The sequence below is a fragment of the Escherichia sp. E2661 genome (genome assembly GCF_004745185.1).
In the GTDB taxonomy this organism is placed as follows: Bacteria; Pseudomonadota; Gammaproteobacteria; order Enterobacterales; family Enterobacteriaceae; genus Escherichia.
Genome location: NZ_PDIG01000019.1, coordinates 82,581 through 100,047, shown reverse-complemented (window position 1 = coordinate 100,047; position 17,467 = coordinate 82,581). Strand labels below are relative to the sequence as shown.

General features: G+C 51.8%; 12 protein-coding genes and 2 pseudogenes. 3 read left to right on the top strand and 11 right to left on the bottom strand.

Features of this window, described 5'->3' with window-relative positions; all coding sequences use genetic code 11:
* Window positions 1-111 precede the first annotated feature (111 nt).
* The 5 genes and pseudogenes from feoC to greB form a co-directional block, all read right to left on the bottom strand.
* A complete protein-coding gene (gene feoC / locus CRI63_RS10075) occupies window positions 112-348 on the bottom strand; it encodes a [Fe-S]-dependent transcriptional repressor FeoC (RefSeq protein WP_000157586.1) in 237 nt (78 codons plus the stop codon).
* 10 nt (window positions 349-358) lie between these two features.
* Window positions 359-2,680: a Fe(2+) transporter permease subunit FeoB gene (gene feoB / locus CRI63_RS10070; protein ID WP_130258698.1), complete on the bottom strand. Its 2,322-nt coding sequence runs from the start codon at window positions 2,678-2,680 to the stop codon at window positions 359-361.
* 16 nt (window positions 2,681-2,696) lie between these two features.
* Window positions 2,697-2,924, bottom strand: a complete 228-nt coding sequence (gene feoA, locus CRI63_RS10065) for a ferrous iron transporter A (protein WP_001200455.1) — start codon at window positions 2,922-2,924, stop codon at window positions 2,697-2,699.
* Window positions 2,925-3,380: 456 nt separating this feature from the next.
* A pseudogene (locus CRI63_RS10060) lies at window positions 3,381-5,703 on the bottom strand (Tex family protein).
* Between the two features lie 96 nt (window positions 5,704-5,799).
* Complete coding sequence (gene greB, locus CRI63_RS10055; protein WP_000856744.1) at window positions 5,800-6,276, bottom strand: transcription elongation factor GreB; 477 nt, start codon at window positions 6,274-6,276, stop codon at window positions 5,800-5,802.
* A gap of 227 nt (window positions 6,277-6,503) precedes the next feature.
* On the opposite strand from greB, the gene ompR reads away from it, so the two are divergent.
* Together ompR and envZ are read left to right on the top strand one after the other, a co-directional pair.
* Window positions 6,504-7,223, top strand: coding sequence for a two-component system response regulator OmpR (ompR, locus tag CRI63_RS10050; RefSeq protein WP_001157751.1), 720 nt, complete (start codon window positions 6,504-6,506; stop codon window positions 7,221-7,223).
* Window positions 7,220-8,572 carry a two-component system sensor histidine kinase EnvZ gene (gene envZ / locus CRI63_RS10045; protein ID WP_130217662.1) on the top strand — a complete coding sequence of 451 codons (1,353 nt, stop codon included), beginning with the start codon at window positions 7,220-7,222 and terminating at the stop codon, window positions 8,570-8,572. Before ompR ends, envZ begins: the two co-directional genes overlap by 4 nt.
* Window positions 8,573-8,724: 152 nt before the next feature.
* On the opposite strand, the gene CRI63_RS10040 is transcribed toward envZ, so the two are convergent.
* Window positions 8,725-9,057: a hypothetical protein gene (locus CRI63_RS10040; protein WP_240782744.1), complete on the bottom strand. Its 333-nt coding sequence runs from the start codon at window positions 9,055-9,057 to the stop codon at window positions 8,725-8,727.
* 74 nt (window positions 9,058-9,131) lie between these two features.
* A complete protein-coding gene (gene pckA / locus CRI63_RS10035) occupies window positions 9,132-10,754 on the bottom strand; it encodes a phosphoenolpyruvate carboxykinase (ATP) (protein ID WP_130208983.1) in 1,623 nt (540 codons plus the stop codon).
* A gap of 379 nt (window positions 10,755-11,133) precedes the next feature.
* On the opposite strand from pckA, the gene CRI63_RS10030 reads away from it, so the two are divergent.
* Window positions 11,134-12,858, top strand: a complete 1,725-nt coding sequence (locus tag CRI63_RS10030; RefSeq protein ID WP_135519421.1) for a DUF4153 domain-containing protein — start codon at window positions 11,134-11,136, stop codon at window positions 12,856-12,858.
* Window positions 12,859-12,988: 130 nt separating this feature from the next.
* Here the strand turns inward: CRI63_RS10030 and hslO are convergent, their stop codons facing one another.
* The 4 genes and pseudogenes from hslO to igaA all read right to left on the bottom strand — a co-directional run bounded on the left by hslO (window position 12,989) and on the right by igaA (window position 17,172).
* A complete protein-coding gene (gene hslO / locus CRI63_RS10025) occupies window positions 12,989-13,867 on the bottom strand; it encodes an Hsp33 family molecular chaperone HslO (RefSeq protein WP_130208979.1) in 879 nt (292 codons plus the stop codon).
* A gap of 24 nt (window positions 13,868-13,891) precedes the next feature.
* The gene (gene hslR / locus CRI63_RS10020) at window positions 13,892-14,293 is read right to left on the bottom strand and encodes a ribosome-associated heat shock protein Hsp15 (RefSeq protein ID WP_135519419.1); all 402 of its coding nucleotides are present in this window, start codon (window positions 14,291-14,293) and stop codon (window positions 13,892-13,894) included.
* Window positions 14,294-14,303: 10 nt separating this feature from the next.
* On the bottom strand, window positions 14,304-14,972 hold the full coding sequence (gene yrfG, locus CRI63_RS10015) for a GMP/IMP nucleotidase (RefSeq protein ID WP_130221392.1): 669 nt from the start codon (window positions 14,970-14,972) through the stop codon (window positions 14,304-14,306).
* Between the two features lie 64 nt (window positions 14,973-15,036).
* Window positions 15,037-17,172, bottom strand: a pseudogene (gene igaA, locus CRI63_RS10010) (intracellular growth attenuator protein IgaA).
* Window positions 17,173-17,467: the final 295 nt, after the last annotated feature.

Below are 17,467 nucleotides of genomic sequence, written 5' to 3'. Positions count from 1 at the left end.
AGAGGAACTTACTCTGTGCTGCAAGAATTGCATTTTTATGGAAAGCCGCACGCAAAAAAAGCCCGGTTGCAAACGCATACCGGGCTTTTCAAAACAGGCGGTGGAGTATGGTTAACGCAGCGCCCACCACTCGCGCAGACAGGCTTTTCCTTCCGGGCAGCTTTTACAACTGCCGGAGAGGCAGCCGTCGGGTTCTTCCTGAATCCGCACGGCTTTGCCCATACTTTCCAGTTGTTGCAGCATGGCGTTAATCATTGGCTGTGGAGTGTTCAATGTCTGGCTTATCTGGGCCGCTTCCATACGACCCCGTAACGCCAGCAAATCACGCACCTGAATGAGCGAAGCCATTGCTGTATCCTTAGTGGCAATCGCCAGTCGTGCTGGCTGCACAGCAACTGCTTACCGACTTGCGCGTTGCCAGCAGTTCGATATCCACCCGGCTACGCGCGCGGCGCAGCAGACCGATAACCACGATGTTAAACAGGATAACCGCCAGAATGCACACCAGGCTGTAAGTTGGATGCTGACTGTAGCTGGCGACCTGATAGAACAATGTTGCCAGCGAGTAAGCGATATTCAGCCCCCACAGGATGGAGAAGCCCATCCAGCCACGGCTTGATTCACGCGCGATAGCACCCATCACCGAGATGCACGGTACATACAGCAGGACGAAAATCAGGTAGCTGTATGCGGCAGCTGCGCTACCGAATTTCTGATCCATCACGCCCATCGCCCCGGTACCCATTTCGCCGTCGCCTTTGCTTGCTTCAATGGGGTTCATCAGTACGCTCAGGCTGAAGGTGTCTTTCAGGCTCTGCCAGGTTTCATCTACCGCGCTGAACAGCTCTTCACCGAGGTTAAATTCCGCCGGATTGAACTCTTCGTCCTGAATATTTTCTGCGGTGTAGAGGGTGTTGAGCGTACCCACCACCACTTCTTTCGCCATGGCACCTGTAAACAGGCCAACCGTTGCCTGCCAGTTATCTTCATGTACGCCAATCGGCTTGAAGACCGGGGTGATCACCCGGCTAACGGAAGCCAGCGCCGAGTCGTTGATGTTATCGACGATTTTCCCGCTCAGCGAGAAGCTGTTGAAAGCGCTCAGGAAAATGCTGACGATGATAATCACTTTACCAGCACGCAGAACGAAGCCTTTCAGACGCTGCCAGGTCTGGATAATCAGACTCTTAACGTGTGGTACATGGTAGACCGGCAGCTCCATGACGAACGGCGTCGCTTCACCGCGCATGATGGTGTACTTGAGCATCAGGCCCGTCAGCACCGCCATTACGATACCCAGCATATACAGCGAGAAGACCGCCAGCGCACCGTTCTGCCCGAAGAAGGCAGCCGCGAATACTGCGAAGATAGCCAGACGCGCGCCGCAGGACATAAACGGTGCCATCATGATGGTCATCAGACGTTCACGCGGTGCATCAAGCGTACGTGCGCCCATTACCGACGGTACGTTACAACCGAAACCAACGATCAGCGGTACAAAGGATTTCCCCGGCAAGCCCAGCGCCTGCATCAGACGGTCCATCACAAACGCCGCACGCGCCATATAGCCGGAGTCCTCGAGGAAGGAGAGGAACAGGTACATCATGCCGATCTGCGGCACCAGTGGCAGCACGGTGTTAATACCGCCGCCCAGGCCCTGGGCGAGGAAGATAGTCAGCCAGTCCGGGAAGTGGAGCGTGTAGCCAATCCACTGAATACCATGCACAAATAGCGCCACGGAGCCGACGTCAAACAGCGGCTGTAACGCCCCGCCGATGTTGATAGCCAGCAGGAACATCAGGTACATCACAAAGAGGAAAATCGGCAGCCCGAGAAAACGGTTGAGCACGATTTTATCTACCGCAGTGGTGAAACGGCTGGGTTCTGCCGTCAGGGTGTTGCTTACCACATCGCAGATAGCAGCAATACACTGGTAACGCGCATCGGCAATGTGCAGCGCCGGATCGTCCATCTCATTACGCAGACGGGCGAGGGCGGCATCCAGATGCTGCGACGCTTCACCGGCGTAGGCGCGGCTGTAAATATCGCCTTCCAGCATTTGCAGGCCCAGCCAGCGACGCTGCTTGAGCGGGATGTCGGACGGCATCACTTTTGCCAGCGAGTCGGCTTCATTGATTAGCGGCTGGGCGTAATGCACCAGTTCTACATTGTCGTTGGCTTTGTAGCGGTCAATCGCCAGTTTCAGAGCTTCGATACCGCGACCACGCGTGGAAACCAGTGGAACTACCGGGCAGCCAAGACGCGCCGACAGCGCATCAATTTCAATGCGAATATTTTGCTTCTCGGCAATGTCGAGCATGTTCAGCGCCACGATGCAGGGAATACCGAGTTCCAGCAGTTGTAGCGTCAGATACAGGTTACGCTCAAGGTTAGACGCATCCACCACGTTAATCAGCAGATCGGCGTCGCCACTCAAAATGTAGTGGCAGGCGATTTGCTCGTCCAACGACGTCTGCGATGAAATAGTAGTCAGAGAATAAGTACCGGGCAGATCCACCAGCGTGACCTGATGATCGGTGGTGGAAAATTGACCCTCTTTACGTTCGACGGTAACGCCGGCCCAGTTTCCTACACGCTGACGTGCGCCGGTGAGCTGGTTAAATAAGGTTGTCTTGCCAGAATTTGGATTACCAATTAAGCCAATGGTTAATTTTTTCATTGTTGTTATCACCGTATTAACAGGAAACCGCTTCCACTTCTAATAAGGCCAGATCTTTTTTCCGTAATACCAGGCTTACACGACGGGTTTCGATATGAATGGGGTCGCCGAGTGGAGCGACGCGCACCACATTAAAAGAGGAGCCAGGTAACATGCCAAGAGAAAGCAGTTTTTGGCGATATGCCGGGCTGATTTCACGGGAAAAGCCAGTGATTTTCCACGCAGTATCTGGAGTGTATTGCATAGGTGCCTACTTGTTTCTCATTAACTGGATAACTACCTCATGGGGCGTTTGACAGCGACATGAGACCAGATGATTTGCCAACGAAGGAGAGATTAAATAATCAACAGTACAATGATAATGAGAATGGTTTCTATCAGCAATACTTAAAATGTGTGCGAATGTTGGTTTAGATAATAATCTGACTCAATGTTGATGTGGCTCAAGGTTATATCGCAGCCAAAATATAATTCGAATGACGAATTATTAGGGCGGGTTAATGTTTAATTAAGGTTTCAGTTGTTAATGAGGTGATAAATATTAACGAAATATATTGTGAGTTTGGCTGTGGAATAAATATGCCGGAGAATATCTCCGGCATATTTATGTCAGGCAGGGCGTTCGTTGGCAGATGCGGCGTGAACGCCTTATCTGGCCTACGATTTCGTGCAAATTTGAACCGTAGGCCAATCAGGGTGTTTAACGCTTTTTACCCATTGCTGCCGCCAGCGCATCCATCATCGCGCTATTACCGGCAGGCTGCGCTTCACGCCCACGCGGTTTGGCTGCCGGGCGGTTGTTTTGCGGGCGATCGTTACCGCCGCCGCGACGAGCGTTGGTTTCGCCAGGCTGCTCGTCCAGACGCATGGTCAGGGCGATACGTTTACGCTGAAGATCCACTTCCAGCACTTTCACCTTCACAATGTCGCCTGCTTTCACCACGGTATGCGGATCTTCCACAAACTTGTTCGACAAAGAAGAGATGTGAACCAGGCCGTCCTGATGTACGCCGATATCAACAAAAGCACCAAAGTTGGTGACGTTGGTGACCGCGCCTTCGAGGATCATACCCGGTTGCAGGTCGTTCATTGTCTCGACGCCATCGGCAAACTGAGCGGTTTTAAATTCCGGACGCGGATCGCGACCCGGTTTTTCCAGCTCTTTGATGATGTCGGTTACCGTCGGCACACCGAATTTCTCATCGGTAAAATCAGACGCTTTCAGGTTACGCAGCTCGCTGCTGTTACCCATCAGATCTTTCAGTGCCTGCTGTGTCGCCGCCAGAATGCGTTCCACCACCGGATAGGCTTCCGGGTGAACGGTAGACGCGTCCAGCGGGTTATCACCGTGGTTAATGCGCAAGAAGCCCGCACACTGCTCGAAGGCTTTCGGCCCCAGACGGCTCACTTTTAACAGTTGCTGACGGTTCTGGAACTGGCCGTTCTCATCGCGCCAGGCAACGATGTTTTGCGCCATCATGCGCGTCAGGCCCGCCACGCGAGTTAACAGCGGAACAGAAGCGGTATTCAAATCAACGCCAACGGCGTTTACGCAGTCTTCTACAACTGCATCCAGCTTGCGGGCCAGTTGCGTCTGGCTGACGTCATGCTGATATTGACCCACGCCGATAGATTTCGGATCGATTTTCACCAGCTCCGCCAGCGGATCCTGCAAACGGCGGGCGATAGACACCGCGCCACGCAGCGAAACGTCGAGATCCGGAAACTCCTGCGCTGCCAGCTCGGAAGCCGAGTAAACCGACGCGCCTGCTTCGCTGACGATCACTTTCTGCGCGGTCACTTTCGGGAACTGCTTCTGCACGTCGAGATAGAAACGCTCAGTTTCGCGGGAAGCCGTACCGTTACCGATCGCCACCAGTTCAACGTTATGTTTTTCACACAGCGCAGCAACGGTCATCGCCGCTTTAGCGGCCTGCCCGGTATGCGGATAAATGGTATCGGTTGCTACCAGTTTGCCCGTTGCGTCGACCACCGCTACTTTTACCCCGGTACGCAGACCCGGATCGAGGCCCATCGTCGCACGCAGTCCGGCAGGGGCCGCCATCAGCAGATCGTGCAGGTTACGGGCAAAGACGTTGATTGCTTCATCTTCCGCGCGTTCGCGCACGGTGCCCATCAGTTCAGTTTCCAGATGCATCAGCACCTTGATGCGCCACGTCCAGCTCACCACGCCTTTGCGCCAGCTATCCGCCGGGGCATTGTTCAGGCGCAGGCCGAGATGATCCATGATGATTTGCTTCGCAATAGCTCTCTTTCGGTGGCTCGTCGAACTGCGGATCGGCATTCAGCGAAAGCTGGAGTATGCCTTCGTTACGCCCACGGAACATCGCCAGCGCACGGTGCGAAGGCACCGTTGACAGCGGTTCGTGATGATCGAAATAGTCGCGGAATTTTGCCCCTTCCTCTTCTTTACCGTTCACTACGGTCGACACCAGATGCGCGTTTTTCCACAGATAATCACGCACTTTTGCCAGCAGCGCGGCATCTTCGGCAAAGCGTTCCATCAGGATATAGCGCGCGCCGTCCAGCGCAGCTTTGGTATCTGCCACGCCTTTATCGGCATCAACATATTGTGCGGCGGCGACTTCTGGCGTGTGTGACGGATCGCTCCACAGCAGGTCAGCCAGTGGCTCAAGACCTGCTTCAATGGCGATTTGCCCGCGGGTACGACGTTTAGGTTTGTAAGGCAGGTAGAGGTCTTCGAGTTCGGTTTTGCTCAAGGTAGCGTTGATGGCATTCGCCAGCTCGTCGGTGAGTTTACCTTGCTCAGAAATGGACTTGAGAATAGCCTGACGTCTCTCTTCCAGCTCGCGCAGATATCCCAGACGCGTTTCCAGATTACGCAACTGCGTGTCATCCAGACCGCCGGTGATTTCCTTACGATAACGTGCGATAAACGGCACGGTATTCCCTTCGTCAAGCAGGCGAACGGCAGCGTCAACCTGTTCCGGGCGCGCCTGAATTTCACCCGCAATAATGCGGCAGAACGAATCATTCATCATGGTTTGAGTTCATCTTTTCGGATCAAAAATCAGGGGATAGTTATACGGACTGGCTGGCAAAAATGCCAGCCATCGGCAGGAGGTTAAGATTCTTCCTTACGGTTTCACGTACTCAATAGCATTAACATACCAGCTCGCTTCCCCGGCAGGGGTATTCACCACCGCCAGATCGCCGACTTCTTTTTTCAGCAATGCGCGGGCCATCGGGGAATCGATAGAGATGTAATCTTTACGGCCAAAGATTTCATCGTAGCCGACGATCCGGAAACGGTGAGTCACGCCATCGTCGTTTTCAATCTCTACCCACGCGCCAAAGAAAACTTTGCCTTCCTGCTGGGGCGAGTAATCGACGATTTTGAGATTTTCCATGCATTTAGTGAGATAGCGCACACGACGGTCGATTTCACGCAGGCGCTTTTTATTATACTGATAGTCAGCATTTTCGCTGCGGTCGCCCAGACTTGCGGCCCAGGTCACCTTCTTTGTGACTTCCGGGCGCTCTTCACGCCAGAGATAATTTAGCTCTTGTTTGAGTTTTTCATACCCTTCCCGGGTAACCAGGGGCGTTTTCATCTCGTTGATTCCCTTTGTCTGTTTGATAATGCGCACATTGGGTATAACGTGATCATATCAACAGAATCAATAATGTTTCGCTGAATAAATTGTATACTTAAGCCGCTGTTTAATATGCTTTGTAACAATTTAGGCTGAAATTCATACCAGATTTAGCTGGTGACGAACGTGAGCTTTTTTAAGAATACACGCTTACAAATTGTTGCGAACCTTTGGGAGTACAAACAATGCAAGAGAACTACAAGATTCTGGTGGTCGATGACGACATGCGCTTGCGTGCGCTGCTGGAGCGTTATCTCACCGAACAAGGCTTCCAGGTTCGAAGCGTCGCTAATGCAGAACAGATGGATCGCCTGCTGACTCGTGAATCTTTCCATCTTATGGTACTGGATTTGATGTTACCTGGTGAAGATGGTTTGTCGATTTGCCGACGTCTTCGTAGCCAGAGTAACCCGATGCCGATCATTATGGTAACGGCGAAAGGGGAAGAAGTTGACCGTATCGTTGGCCTGGAAATTGGTGCTGACGATTACATTCCAAAACCGTTTAACCCGCGTGAATTGCTGGCCCGCATCCGTGCGGTGCTGCGTCGTCAGGCGAATGAACTGCCGGGCGCGCCGTCACAGGAAGAAGCTGTGATTGCTTTCGGTAAGTTCAAACTTAACCTGGGTACGCGTGAAATGTTCCGCGAAGATGAACCGATGCCGCTGACCAGCGGTGAATTTGCGGTACTGAAGGCGCTGGTCAGCCATCCGCGTGAGCCGCTCTCCCGCGATAAGCTGATGAACCTTGCCCGTGGCCGTGAATATTCCGCAATGGAACGTTCCATCGACGTGCAGATCTCTCGTCTGCGCCGCATGGTGGAAGAAGATCCGGCGCATCCGCGTTACATTCAGACCGTCTGGGGTCTGGGCTACGTCTTTGTACCGGACGGTTCTAAAGCATGAGGCGATTGCGCTTCTCGCCACGAAGTTCATTTGCCCGCACGTTATTGCTCATCGTCACCTTGCTGTTCGTCAGCCTGGTGACGACTTATCTGGTGGTGCTGAACTTCGCGATTTTGCCGAGCCTCCAGCAGTTTAATAAAGTCCTCGCGTACGAAGTGCGTATGTTGATGACCGACAAACTGCAACTGGAGGACGGCACGCAGTTGGTTGTGCCTCCCGCTTTCCGTCGGGAGATCTACCGTGAGCTGGGGATCTCTCTCTATTCCAACGAAGCTGCCGAAGAGGCCGGGCTGCGTTGGGCGCAACACTATGAATTCTTAAGCCATCAGATGGCGCAGCAGCTGGGCGGTCCGACGGAAGTTCGCGTCGAGGTTAACAAAAGCTCACCTGTTGTCTGGCTGAAAACCTGGCTGTCGCCCAATATCTGGGTACGCGTGCCGCTGACCGAAATTCATCAGGGCGATTTCTCCCCGCTGTTCCGCTATACGCTGGCGATTATGCTGATGGCGATTGGCGGGGCGTGGCTGTTTATTCGTATTCAGAACCGACCGTTGGTCGATCTCGAACATGCTGCTTTGCAGGTCGGTAAAGGGATTATTCCGCCGCCGCTGCGTGAATATGGCGCTTCGGAGGTGCGTTCGGTTACCCGCGCCTTCAACCATATGGCGGCTGGTGTTAAGCAACTGGCGGATGACCGCACGCTGCTGATGGCGGGGGTAAGTCATGACCTGCGCACGCCACTGACGCGTATTCGCCTGGCGACCGAGATGATGAGCGAGCAGGATGGCTACCTGGCAGAATCGATCAACAAAGATATCGAAGAGTGCAACGCCATCATTGAGCAGTTTATCGACTACCTGCGTACTGGTCAGGAGATGCCAATGGAACTGGCGGATCTTAATGCGGTGCTTGGTGAGGTGATTGCCGCGGAAAGTGGCTATGAGCGTGAAATTGATACCGCGCTTTATCCTGGCTGCATAGAAGTGAAAATGCATCCGCTGTCAATCAAACGTGCGGTGGCGAATATGGTGGTGAACGCTGCCCGCTATGGCAATGGTTGGATCAAAGTCAGCAGCGGAACGGAGCCAAATCGCGCCTGGTTCCAGGTGGAAGACGACGGTCCGGGTATCGAGCCTGAACAGCGTAAGCATCTGTTCCAGCCTTTTGTCCGCGGCGACAGTGCGCGCACCATTAGCGGCACGGGATTAGGTCTGGCGATAGTGCAGCGTATCGTGGATAACCATAACGGGATGCTGGAGCTTGGCACCAGCGAGCGGGGCGGGCTTTCCATTCGCGCCTGGCTGCCATTACCGGTAACGCGGGCGCAGGGCACGACAAAAGAAGGGTAAATAAACGGGAGGCGAAAGTACCTCCCGTTTTTTTCGCTTCTAATACATTATGCTCACAACACGAGAATATAGACTCATCGTGTTGATAAGATTATTCAACTTCCATATTGCTACTTACATTGCAAAAGCCAACCTGATGAATGTGAGCTATTTCACGAACTTTTTTTCAAAGCGTCATCTGCTACAGACCAGCTGAATGCCATATAGATAATATTTTTTCCAATTGAATAGTCGGTCAAATAAACATCTAATCCTGACTCCTCCAGCTTATCGAACTGTTCGTCATCGGGGGCATCCGGCCCATTTAAATTAGGGAAGGTTTGAATCAGAGTTGAGTAAAAATTTCTAAGGGCGGGACTGCTTATTTCTGAATTATTGTAGTCGTGTTGTTCACTCCACGAAGTTTGCTTCTCATACCATTCCATAAAAACAGCCGGATCTTGTGGGGCTGCACTACGTTCAAACACCATTAAATCGTAGCTCATTGATGCTTCCTTTCTACTATAAAAAATCCCCCGAATCTCGCGAAACGGGGGATTTCGTCGCTTAACTTAACCGATTACAGCTTCGGACCAGCCGCTACCAGCGCGGCACCCGCTGGGGTGTCGGTGTATTTATCGAAGTTGTCGATAAACAGTTTCGCCAGCGTTTCAGCTTTTTCCTGCCACTGTTCCGGAGAAGCGTAGGTGTTACGCGGATCGAGGATCTTCGTGTCTACGCCCGGCAGTTCGGTCGGGATCGCCAGGTTAAACATCGGCAGAGTGAAGGTTTCTGCGTTATCCAGCGAACCGTTGAGGATGGCGTCGATAATGGCGCGGGTATCTTTAATGGAGATACGTTTGCCAGTGCCGTTCCAGCCAGTGTTAACCAGATATGCCTGCGCGCCCGCTGCCTGCATACGTTTTACCAGCACTTCTGCGTACTGAGTCGGGTGCAGCGACAGGAATGCCGCGCCGAAGCAGGCAGAGAAGGTTGGCGTCGGTTCGGTGATGCCACGCTCTGTACCAGCCAGTTTGGCGGTGAAGCCTGAGAGGAAGTGGTACTGAGTTTGATCGGCAGTCAGGCGAGAAACCGGTGGCAGTACGCCAAAAGCATCTGCGGTCAGGAAGATAACTTTAGTCGCGTGGCCCGCTTTGGAAACTGGCTTAACGATGTTATCGATGTGATAGATCGGATAAGAAACGCGGGTGTTCTCGGTTTTTGAACCATCATCAAAGTCGATGGTGCCATCTTCACGTACAGTGACGTTTTCCAGCAGTGCATCGCGACGGATAGCGCCATAGATTTCTGGCTCTGCTTCTTTCGACAGTTTAATGGTTTTCGCGTAGCAGCCGCCTTCGAAGTTAAACACACCGTCATCGTCCCAACCGTGCTCGTCATCGCCAATCAGACGACGTTTCGGGTCGGTGGAAAGGGTGGTTTTACCGGTGCCGGAAAGGCCGAAGAACACCGCAACATCGCCTTTCTCGCCAACGTTGGCGGAGCAGTGCATAGAAGCGATACCTTTCAGCGGCAGCAGGTAGTTCATCATTGAGAACATCCCTTTCTTCATTTCGCCGCCGTACCAGGTGCCACCAATCAGCTGCATGCGCTCGGTGAGGTTAAACGCCACGAAGTTTTCAGAGTTCAGACCCTGTTCTTTCCACTGCGGGTTGGTGCACTTCGCGCCGTTCATGACGATAAAGTCAGGTTTGAAACCTTCCAGCTCTTCATCACTCGGGCGAATAAACATGTTCTTGACGAAATGCGCCTGCCAGGCCACTTCGGTGATGAAACGTACGGAAAGGCGAGTATCCGGGTTAGCGCCACAGAAAGCATCAACCACGAACAGGCGTTTGCCGGAAAGCTGTTTGGTCACCAGGCCTTTCAGATGTTGCCAGGTTTCCGGAGAGAGGGGTTTGTTGTCGTTCTTACCTTTGCCTTTGTCTGCCCACCAGAAAGTATCGCGAGTCGTATCGTCACGGACGATATACTTATCTTTTGGTGAACGCCCGGTGAAGATCCCGGTATCCACGGCAACGGCACCCAGATTAGTTAACACCCCGCGCTCATAACCTGTCAGGCTCGGATCGAGCTCTTCCTGATACAGCAGGTCGTAGCTTGGGTTGTAAACGATATCATGAACATCACTGATACCATAAGCCTCGAGTTCTTGCGGGGTCAAACCATTGTTAACGCGCATTTCACTGCTCCTTAGCCAATATGTATTGCCTGAATAGTAAAGTCTTTTTGGGGGTGTTAACCGCGACAAGGCTCATAGATTTACGCATCTGGAGAAATTCATATTTGACAAAAAACTCCGTGATTCCTGTCACGAAACGGTTGCTATTATCGCAGAAATGGCATTCCAGGTGTGGAAAATGTTCCTAAAAGGTTAAAAGTTAGTTTAATTGGCCATTATAATGTGAGTTAAATCTCATTCCTGATTGAAATTTATGCAAAATCAATCAGTAAAGTATCGATTCACCACCGCAAAATTTTTTTGTAAATTTTTCTTAAAATAAATATTAGTACTGCCTGAATGCAATAATTAACCTTCCTTTTGATTCCGGATCACGAACATGGATAACGTTGAACTTTCACCTGCAACACGGTGGGGAATGGTCGCCACTGGATTAATCCAGGGGCTGGTTTGCTATTTTCTGATAACCTGGCTGGCTGTGGACAATAACAACTGGCTTGTTTACGGCATTCCTGCGACCGTGGCGCTTTCATCCGTTTTGTTATTCACCGTGGAATCCTTCAAACAGAAGCGTTTGTGGGGGTGGCTGGCGCTGGTATTTATTGCCACCCTGGCGATGAGCGGCTGGCTGAAGTGGCAAATTGATGGCATGAGTCCCTGGCGAGCGGACCAGGAACTCTGGGAATTTGGTTGTTATCTGCTGTTAATGGCGATGTTGTTATTGCCCTGGATACAACTGAATTTGCACGACAGAAAAGAGCAAACGAACTATAGCTTTTTTTACCAGTCAGCGTGGCATAACGCTCTAATATTGATGGTGATTTTTATCACTAATGGTCTGACATGGCTGGTACTTTTACTGTGGAGTGAGTTATTTAAACTTGTTGGCATCACGTTTTTCAGTACCCTCTTTTTTTCAACCGACTGGTTTATTTATCTTACGCTGGGCCTGGTTACCGCGCTGGCAGTCATTCTTGCGCGGACTCAATCGCGGTTAATCGCCTCTATTCAAAAGCTCTTCACGTTAATCGCCACAGGTTTGCTACCACTGGTTTCACTGCTGACGCTGCTGTTTATTATCACTTTACCCTTTGCTGGTTTGAATGCGATTTCCCGCCACATCTCCGCCGCTGGGCTGCTTTTAACTCTGGCCTTTTTGCAGTTGCTCTTAATGGCCATTGTCCGCGATCCGCGAAAAGCATCGCTTCCCTGGACTGGCCCATTGCGTTGCCTGATAAAAATGTCTCTGCTGGTGGCGCCGCTCTATGTGCTGATCGCCGCCTGGGCTATATGGATGCGGGTCGCTCAATACGGCTGGACTACCGAACGCTTGCACGGCGCACTGGCGGTGGTGGTGTTACTGGTCTGGTCGCTGGGGTATTTCGTCAGTATTGCCTGGCGTAAAGGGCAAAATCCCCTTGTTCTTCAGGGCAAAGTGAACCTTACGGTTTCGTTATTGGTGCTGGTGATACTGGTGCTTCTTAATTCGCCGGTGCTGGACAGTATGCGCATTAGCGTGAACAGCCATATGGCGCGTTATCAGAGTGGCAAGAACACGCCAGACCAGGTAAGTATCTACATGCTCGAACATAGCGGTCGCTATGGACGTGCAGCGCTTGAGTCGCTGAAAAGCGATGTCGAGTATATGAAAGACCCGAAACGCAGGCGGGGTCTGCTGATGGCGTTTGATGGAGAGCAACGTCTTCAGCAGCAGATATCGGAAAAAGCATTAGCTGATAATGTATTTATTGCCCCGGGTTCTGGAAAGCCGGATATGACATTCTGGTCGGCAGTGATGAAAAATCGCTATAACGCAATGATATGTATTGAAAAAGATGCCTGCGTGCTGGTAGAGCAAGATCTGAATAGTGATGGTAGGGCAGAGCGGATCCTGTTTGCCTTTAATGATGAAAGATACATTGTCTATGGTATTGATCCTGCCGGGAAAGAATGGAAAGAGATTGCGATGAGTTCACTCCCGCGTGTAATAACGAAAGAGAAATTACTCACAGCGGCGAAGAATGGAAAACTGGGGACGAAGCCTAAAGTGTGGCGCGATCTTACGGTGGATGGTGAAACGTTGGATTTGAATCTGAATGAGTGACAGCGCGTTTGGATGCTGCGCCTTATCTTACCTGCGATAAATTGCATTTAATCCGTAGGCCAGATAAGCGCAGCGCATCAGGCAATTTAGTTATGATATCCGGCAGAGTCATCTCTGCCGGACATGGCGATTAATGAACCTGCGGATCTGCCGGAGACGCATTGTTGCGGATCTCGGCAATATCCATTGCATTGAACAGATAGTGGTTACCACAGTAATCACAATGCATGTCAATTTCGCCTTCTTCCGCGAGGATGCTATCAACTTCTTCATCCGGCAGCGTTTTCAGCGCGCCTGCGCAACGTTCACGCGAGCAGGTGCATTTGAATTCAACATCCTGCGGATCGTAAACCGTCACCTCTTCTTCGTGATACAAACGCCACAACACTTCGTTTGCCGGTAACGTCAGCAGCTCTTCAGTTTTGATGGTTTCGGTCAGCGTCGCCAGGTGGTCGAAGTCGTCTTGCTGGGCATTTTGCGCAGGCATTACCTGCAACAACATACCGCCCGCAGCCGGTTTGCCGTCTACGTCACCGGTGCGAATAAACAGGCGTGTCGGCAGCTGTTCAGAACGCATAAAGTAATCTTCCAGGCAAGCCGCCAGGGTATCACCTTCCAGACCAACTACGCCCTGATAGCGTTCGCCTTCGCTCGGGGTAATGGTGATCACCACGTAACCATTGCCGACCAGCGTTTTCAGGTCGGCATTTTCTGGAATTTCGCCCTGCACGCGCGCCACACCGCGCATCTGCTGTTTGTTGTTACCGTTAATAACCGCCAGATTCATCGGACCGTCGCCTTGCAGCTGTACGGTGATATCACCATCAAACTTCAGCGTAGCGGTCAACAGGCTGGTCGCGACCAGCAGTTCTGCCAGCACGTTTTTCACGGGCTGCGGATAATCGTGATTCTCAAGGATCTGTTGTAGGGTTTCCGAAACGGTTACCAGTTCGCCGCGAACGGCAAAGTTTTCAAACAGATAGCGATGTAATTGGTCATGTTGCGGCATAATCATCTCTCTTGCAGGTGACAGTTATTCACTGTCGCCGTGTTTAAATCGTAACAGGTCGCGGCGCTCTTTTTTGTCCGGGCGTCGGTCCGGATGCGGCATGGTTAAGGCATTAAGTTTACGTGCCAGCGCCATTTTTTCGCGTTTCTCTACACTTTCCGCAGTCTCTTCATACAGCAAGGCTGCCTCGCTGGCGGTGCGACGCTGTTCAGTAATCGCCTTTACAATCACCGTGCGTTCGTCATTTCCCTGGCGCAGAGTGAGCGTGGCATTCAGCTCGACGATTTTGCTCGGCTTGCTGCGCTGCCCGTTGTAATGCACCTTACCGCCTTCAATCATTTCACGGGCCAGCGCGCGGGTTTTATAAAAACGGGCGGCCCATAGCCATTTATCCAGTCGAACCTCAACAGCCGGTTTTTCTTTCATGGCGTCTCCTTCACATTAGCGAGGGGATCAGGCGGCGGTAGTCATTCAGTGACGGATGGCGCTCATACTGTTTTTCGGCTATTCCAGAGTCAGGGTTGGTGACGCCGAGACAGTAACGAATACCAAATTGCGCGGCAGCATCGAGAATGGCTTCGCTGTCATCAATAAACAGCGTTCTTTCAGCTTTCAGACCCGTAGCTTCGGCCACCGCATGCCATAACCGCTGATCCTCTTTCGGATAACCAAATGTGTGGGTGGAAAGTAATAAATCAAGGTGTGCGTCCAGACCCGTATGCTCAAGTTTAACGGCCAGGTTATGTGGATGGGCGTTAGTGAGCAAAATTCGCTGCTTGCCGCTGGCTTTCAGCGCTTCGAGAAACGGAATAGTATCTTCACGCAACACAGCACGCGGCCCCATCTCGGTGGTCATCGCACAGATATCCAGACCCAGTTGCTCGCTCCAGTAATCAAGACAGTACCAGTTTAGCGTATGCTGCACGTCGTGATATTGCTGGCGCATATATTCCATTGCTTCCTGTGGCGTAACACCGTTTTGCGCGCCCCATGTTTCAGGCACCAGCTTTTGCCAAAAATAGTTATCGAAGGCGAGGTCGAGCAACGTGCCGTCCATATCCAGCAGAACGGTATCTACGTCCTGCCAGGCAATGTTGATATGCATGGGGGAAATCTCCAGAGTGAAGCAATTTGCGCGACAGGGTAGCATAACCTGCCGCGCAAACGTGTTATTCGATGAGGCTTTCTGAAGACGTGAGCAGCGTCGGATTCAGGCAGCTTTCGTAATATTCCTTAATCTCCATCATGCGGGTGCGATGACGCTGGTAACGACGCCAGGCCTGCACGCCATTATAGATGGCACAGCCGAACATCGTCAGTAGCAGTAATGTGGTGCCGAGATAGCGCCACAGGCCAGAACGGTCCGGAATAGGGTGCAAGCTGATATGCTGCGTGCCGTTGGCATCGGTGAAAATATTGGTGACGATCCCCTCGGCGTTAAACGGTGTATGCATCAACATTTGCGCCAGCTTCTGGAAAGCGTTCCATTGTTCTTGCGCCGGGTAGTCATAAAGTGAGGCTGCTGGCCACGGTTGATCGACAAAATCGCTGCCTTCGTCGCTGACAATCAGGAAGCCGCCAGGCGCTGGGCTATTCAGTGATTGTGCCGCTCGCGCCGTTTCATGAGTGATAAACGGTGCGGTGGAAGTCGCCACCAGATTATCCAGCGATTCTGCGCTCACCGGGCGGAGTAATACATTCACACCATCAAGTTTTCCTGCGTTGGCGCGTTTCACCAGTGCGTCCCAGTCCTTACTGTTGCCAAGATTCACCAGGGCGTTTTTTTAAGCGCACACAATCATCTTTGGCTGCACAGAGATCTGCTGTCTTCAGCACGATGTCGCCAAAGTCATCAAGCAAAACCATGCCGGATTTCTGAATCGCAGAACGTAATGAGGCACTGACGCGTGATTCATCTTCTGGTTTAGGGTGCAGTTGACGGTTTACTGCTTCGGTCAACGCCGTAGCTTTGTTAACCAGTTCCGATTCCGGTAATGGCAATGAACGGGCGTCATTCCAGATGATTTGCGAGCAGTCAAACGGCAAAAACGGTGAATTGGTTTTCGCGCTCCAGGTGCCGGAAGTGCGGATATTACACATGCCTGTACCACTTAGACGTAAGGTATCGCCTACGCGTACGCCAGCGTCCGCGAGTTGTTTAACACTGGTGGCCTCAATAGTCTGCGCGCCTTTCATCCACGAGAGAGTGAATTTCAGCGGCATATCCAGTGGGATCCAGAACAGCAGCATAAACAAGACAATCAGCGAACCGGCTGCGATAACCGTGCTGCGTAGCCAGTGCTGCAACGGGAAGTTTTTTACTTCGTCATGCAGCGAAAGATAGCGCCCCTGGCGCACGACGTGACGGTCGAGGTAGATATCGATATCGGTTTGTTGTCCGAGATCCTGGGCAATGTAAGGTTGCCAGTGCGCGGGGTAGACCAGATCGATAATACCAAGCGAAATATTGTTAATCTGTTCCTGAGAGTTTTCACCAAACAGCCCCCAGCGACGCGGTGTCCCGCGCAGGCAGTGGATTTCCCTTAGGGAAGATTTGGCAGGTGGCGCATATAATCCCCACAGGCCCGCGCCCAACAGCAGTAGCGCGCCGCCAACCAACCACGGGACAAATACATCTGGGGTCACCAGGCAGAAATAGAACATCAGGAATGAGGCGACAATCAGCAGCGCTTCCCGCAATCCTCGTGGGCGGCTAAGTGCATACTCTTCGTGCGTTTCCTGGCGAATGTTGAGCAACTCAATTTGTTCGCTCTCTTCACCGCGAATCGATGCCTGCGTTGATGGAATAGGTTGTAACGTGTAACCGCGAGTCTCCTGCATATACTCTTGCAGCGTATGGCCGTTGAGTGAAATGACTAATGGGAGTGAGTCGGTATAAATCAGTTCAACGGTGTTTTCGTCGTTGATGTACTGCTCCCAGAAAGGCGGCAGGTGGACTTCTACCGAGTCAAGGTAGTAGCGCCATTTATTGGGATCGTCGGTAGAGATGCCATAACGTGTGATAGCGTGCGTCAGCATCATCACATTATTGCTTTCGGCGTTCAGCGTCAGAGAGACAGGCGCCGTGCTGGCACCCGTCGGGCCGGGAACCTGCAAAATCTGCGTCAGGCTCTCGAGATAATTTTCAACAGCGCTACGTTCTTCCGGAGTGAGTTTGCGCGTTTGCGCATCAGCGAAGGCGTTAGCCCAGGGCAATTGTCGCCGCCTGGTGCGGGTTTTATCAGCCATCCCGCAAGTAGTGAGCAGGCCAGCAAAGCAGCTAAAAAAATCACAATGGTGCTCATGCTTTCCCCATCTTACTTAATTTGTCAGGCGTGATTATTCGCACCCTGGACACAATATAGGATTCTGCGGTTGGCTATCGGCAAGCGTGGAGTTGAACTTGAGCATCATTAAGCGCATCCCAGTAACCGCTGATCATAGCAAACCCTCTGAGGGCGGAATATCAGCAAATTCCTGGAGTTATTTCAACCTATTGACTTTTAATTTGATTTGAGAACGATTATTTATCAGGTTGCATAAATGTAAATAACATGCAATTCACATTGCCGAAACGGTGTCCGATATCGCACAATAAAT

Excerpts from the sequence above, each read along its gene's own strand:
- feoC (WP_000157586.1), bottom strand. The coding sequence starts at position 348 with ATGGCTTCGCTCATTCAGGTGCGTGATTTGCTGGCGTTACGGGGTCGT.
- feoB (WP_130258698.1), bottom strand. The coding sequence starts at position 2,680 with ATGAAAAAATTAACCATTGGCTTAATTGGTAATCCAAATTCTGGCAAG.
- feoA (WP_001200455.1), bottom strand. The coding sequence starts at position 2,924 with ATGCAATACACTCCAGATACTGCGTGGAAAATCACTGGCTTTTCCCGT.
- greB (WP_000856744.1), bottom strand. The coding sequence starts at position 6,276 with ATGAAAACGCCCCTGGTTACCCGGGAAGGGTATGAAAAACTCAAACAA.
- ompR (WP_001157751.1), top strand. The coding sequence starts at position 6,504 with ATGCAAGAGAACTACAAGATTCTGGTGGTCGATGACGACATGCGCTTG.
- envZ (WP_130217662.1), top strand. The coding sequence starts at position 7,220 with ATGAGGCGATTGCGCTTCTCGCCACGAAGTTCATTTGCCCGCACGTTA.
- CRI63_RS10040 (WP_240782744.1), bottom strand. The coding sequence starts at position 9,057 with ATGAGCTACGATTTAATGGTGTTTGAACGTAGTGCAGCCCCACAAGAT.
- pckA (WP_130208983.1), bottom strand. The coding sequence starts at position 10,754 with ATGCGCGTTAACAATGGTTTGACCCCGCAAGAACTCGAGGCTTATGGT.
- CRI63_RS10030 (WP_135519421.1), top strand. The coding sequence starts at position 11,134 with ATGGATAACGTTGAACTTTCACCTGCAACACGGTGGGGAATGGTCGCC.
- hslO (WP_130208979.1), bottom strand. The coding sequence starts at position 13,867 with ATGCCGCAACATGACCAATTACATCGCTATCTGTTTGAAAACTTTGCC.
- hslR (WP_135519419.1), bottom strand. The coding sequence starts at position 14,293 with ATGAAAGAAAAACCGGCTGTTGAGGTTCGACTGGATAAATGGCTATGG.
- yrfG (WP_130221392.1), bottom strand. The coding sequence starts at position 14,972 with ATGCATATCAACATTGCCTGGCAGGACGTAGATACCGTTCTGCTGGAT.